Below are 2,888 nucleotides of genomic sequence, written 5' to 3' on the forward strand. Positions count from 1 at the left end.
GGTTTAAACGGGCTCGTTATCTGGAGGGAGAGTTGGGGCATTGGCCCGAGGTAGTCGCACTCTATGAAAAAGCCATTGCTAAAGATCATTGGAAGGCGATGCATAATCTCGCTCAGCTGTATCGCGTTGGTGAGCCGGGATCCGAAAAAAACCCCGGAATAGCAGTCGATACCAGCAAGATGCTCGACCTCTACGAACGTATGATAAAGCTCAAAGTCCCGCTGGGTTACTACAATTGGGCTGTGGTGGCCGAGCGTGGGCGCGGGGTGTTGAAATCGGACCGCATGGCCAGTTCCTACATGTTCCAGGCCGCGCAATTGGGCAGTCCTTTAGCTCAAGTTAGAATCGGAAACTACTTTTCATTTGAGTTGCCGCGAGACAAGCAGGACGACCAAATGGCTGAACCATACTTCCGATGTGCGGGTGCTCAAAATTCTCCAGAGGCAATTATAGAAACAGCCGCATTCTATGAGATTGCTAAAAAAAATAAGCCGAGATCACTATTCTATTATCAGCGTGCGGCATCGTTAGGCAGCCTTACGGGGTTAAGCAATTTAAAAGGAGCTTTCGAGGCTATACCTCGACCAATACACAACTTTGGATATAAGCCGGACCAAGCGCTTCATGAGTTTTATTCCGATCTATGGAAACAGCTTCGAGCCGACAGAAGTCTGCGCTTTCCCAATCTGATGAAAGACCACCCGTTACCCGCTCACCCTATACAAGGTTTTGACGCCGCGCATCCGGACCGCCGACCTGAGACATGAGTTATTTCACTCAGTCAGAAAAGCCTCGGTTCCTGCCTGGGCGGTCCATTAAGGCGACGTTTTTTTGCGCCATCGGCCTGTTGGGAATACTCAATGGCACTCCGGCTATGGCCTATCCCACCTTTACCTGTGCTTACGAAAAAGACCATAACCCACCGCTGGATGCGGAGGCTGAACGCTGGTTTCAACAGGCCCGCGCGCTCGAGAAAGTTCGAGGGGTTAAAAACTGGCGAAGCATCGTCGGGCTGTACGAGAAAGCCATCGCTAAAGATCACTGGAAGGCGATGCACAACCTGGCGGGGCTCTATCGCACGGGCTGGCCCGGACAGCCTGGTGTTGAAAAAGATATCAGCAAGATGCTCGACCTCTACGAGCGTATGGTAAAGCTCAAAGTCCCGCTGGGTTATTACAATTGGGCTGTGGTGGCGGAGCGTGGGCGCGGGGTGTTGAAGTCGGACCGCATGGCCAGCTCCTACATGTTCCAGGCCGCGCAATTGGGCAGTCCTTTAGCCCAAGTTAGAATCGGAAATTACTTCTCATTTGAGTTGCCACGAGATAAGCAAGACGACCAAATGGCCGAACCATACTTTCGATGCGCTGGAGCTCAACACGTCCCAGAAGCGATTATAGAAACGGCCGCATTCTATGAGATCTCCAAAAAAAATAAGCCGCGATCACTATTCTATTATCAGCGTGCGGCATCGCTGGGTAGTTTTACCGGGTTGAGTAATCTAAAAGGAGCCTTCAAGACTGAGCCTGAGCCCATGTATAACTTTGGATATAAGCCAGACCCAAAACTTCATGAGCTATATGCTGACTTATCGGAGCAACTAGATGCCGATCCTAATCTACGCTTCCCCAATCTCATGAAAGACCACCCGTTACCCGCTCACCCTATACAAGGCTTTGACGCCGAGCATCCGGATCGCCGACCTGAGATATGAGTTATTTCACTCAGCCGGAAAAGCCTCGGCTCCTGCGTGGACGGTTCATTAAGGCGACATCTTTTTGTGCCATCGGCCTGTTGGGAATACTCAATGGCACTTCGGCTATGGCCTATCCCACGTTTACCTGTGCCTACGAAAAAGACCATAACCCACCGCTGGATGCGGAAGCTGAACGCTGGTTTCAACAGGCCCGCGCGCTCGAGAAAGTTCGAGGGGTTAAAAACTGGCGAAGCATCGTCGGGCTTTACGAGAATGCCATCGCTAAAGATCACTGGAAGGCGATGCACAACCTGGCGGGGCTCTATCGCACGGGCTGGCCCGGACAGCCTGGCGTTGAAAAAGATATCAGCAAGATGCTCGACCTCTACGAGCGTATGGTAAAACTCAAAGTCCCGCTGGGTTATTACAATTGGGCTGTGGTGGCCGAACGTGGAGTCGGTGTATTGAAGTCGGACCGCATGGCCAGCTCCTACATGTTCCAGGCCGCGCAATTGGGCAGTCCCTTAGCACAGGTTCAATTAGGTCGGTACTTCGCTTTTGCGCTCCCAAGGGACAAACAGGATGATGACATGGCCGAGCGTTATTACCGATGTGCGGGAGCTCAGGAAAATCCTTATGCCATAGAAAAAACTGCAAGTTTTTATGACACAGCTAAAAAAAATAAACCCCGCTCGCTATTCTATTATCAGCGCGCCGCATCTATGGGTAGTTCTATAGGCTTTAGCTATCTCAGTGGAGTATTTGAATCTGATCCTGAACACATATATAACTTTGGATATCGGCCAGATTCTGAGCTTCATGAGCTATATATCGAACTATGGAAACAAATTGATGCTAACCCTGCGTTACGCTTCCCTAATCTTATGAAAGACCACCCGTTACCCGCTCACCCTATACAAGGTTTTGACGCCGAACATCCGGACCGCCGACCTGAGATATGAGTTATTTCACTCAGTCGGAAAAGCCTCGGTTCATGCCTGGACGATTCATTAAGGCAACGTTTTTTTGTGTCGCCGGCCTGTTGGGAATACTCAATGGCACTTCGGTTATGGCCTATCCCACGTTTACCTGTGCGTACGAAAAAGACCATAACCCACCGCTGGATGCGGAGGCTGAACGCTGGTTTCAACAGGCCCGCGCGCTCGAGAAAGTTCGAGGGGTTAAAAACTGGCGA

General features: G+C 50.9%; 3 protein-coding genes and 1 pseudogene. All 4 read left to right on the forward strand.

Annotation, left to right across the window (positions count from 1 at the left end; all coding sequences use genetic code 11):
* Positions 1-767 (forward strand): tetratricopeptide repeat protein (locus AACY45_RS26925; protein ID WP_339548470.1); only part of this gene is annotated, 767 nt, incomplete at its 5' end.
* A gap of 107 nt (positions 768-874) precedes the next feature.
* Positions 875-1,711 (forward strand): tetratricopeptide repeat protein, encoded by an 837-nt coding sequence (locus AACY45_RS26930; RefSeq protein WP_339548471.1) that lies wholly within the window; start codon positions 875-877, stop codon positions 1,709-1,711.
* 107 nt (positions 1,712-1,818) lie between these two features.
* On the forward strand, positions 1,819-2,655 hold the full coding sequence (locus AACY45_RS26935) for a tetratricopeptide repeat protein (protein WP_339548472.1): 837 nt from the start codon (positions 1,819-1,821) through the stop codon (positions 2,653-2,655).
* Positions 2,652-2,888: pseudogene (locus AACY45_RS26940) on the forward strand (tetratricopeptide repeat protein); the annotation flags it as partial. The gene AACY45_RS26935 and the pseudogene AACY45_RS26940, both read left to right, overlap by 4 nt.

Origin of the sequence: Pseudomonas sp. RA_35y_Pfl2_P32, assembly GCF_963970735.1 — a bacterium.
Classification (GTDB): Bacteria; Pseudomonadota; Gammaproteobacteria; order Pseudomonadales; family Pseudomonadaceae; genus Aquipseudomonas.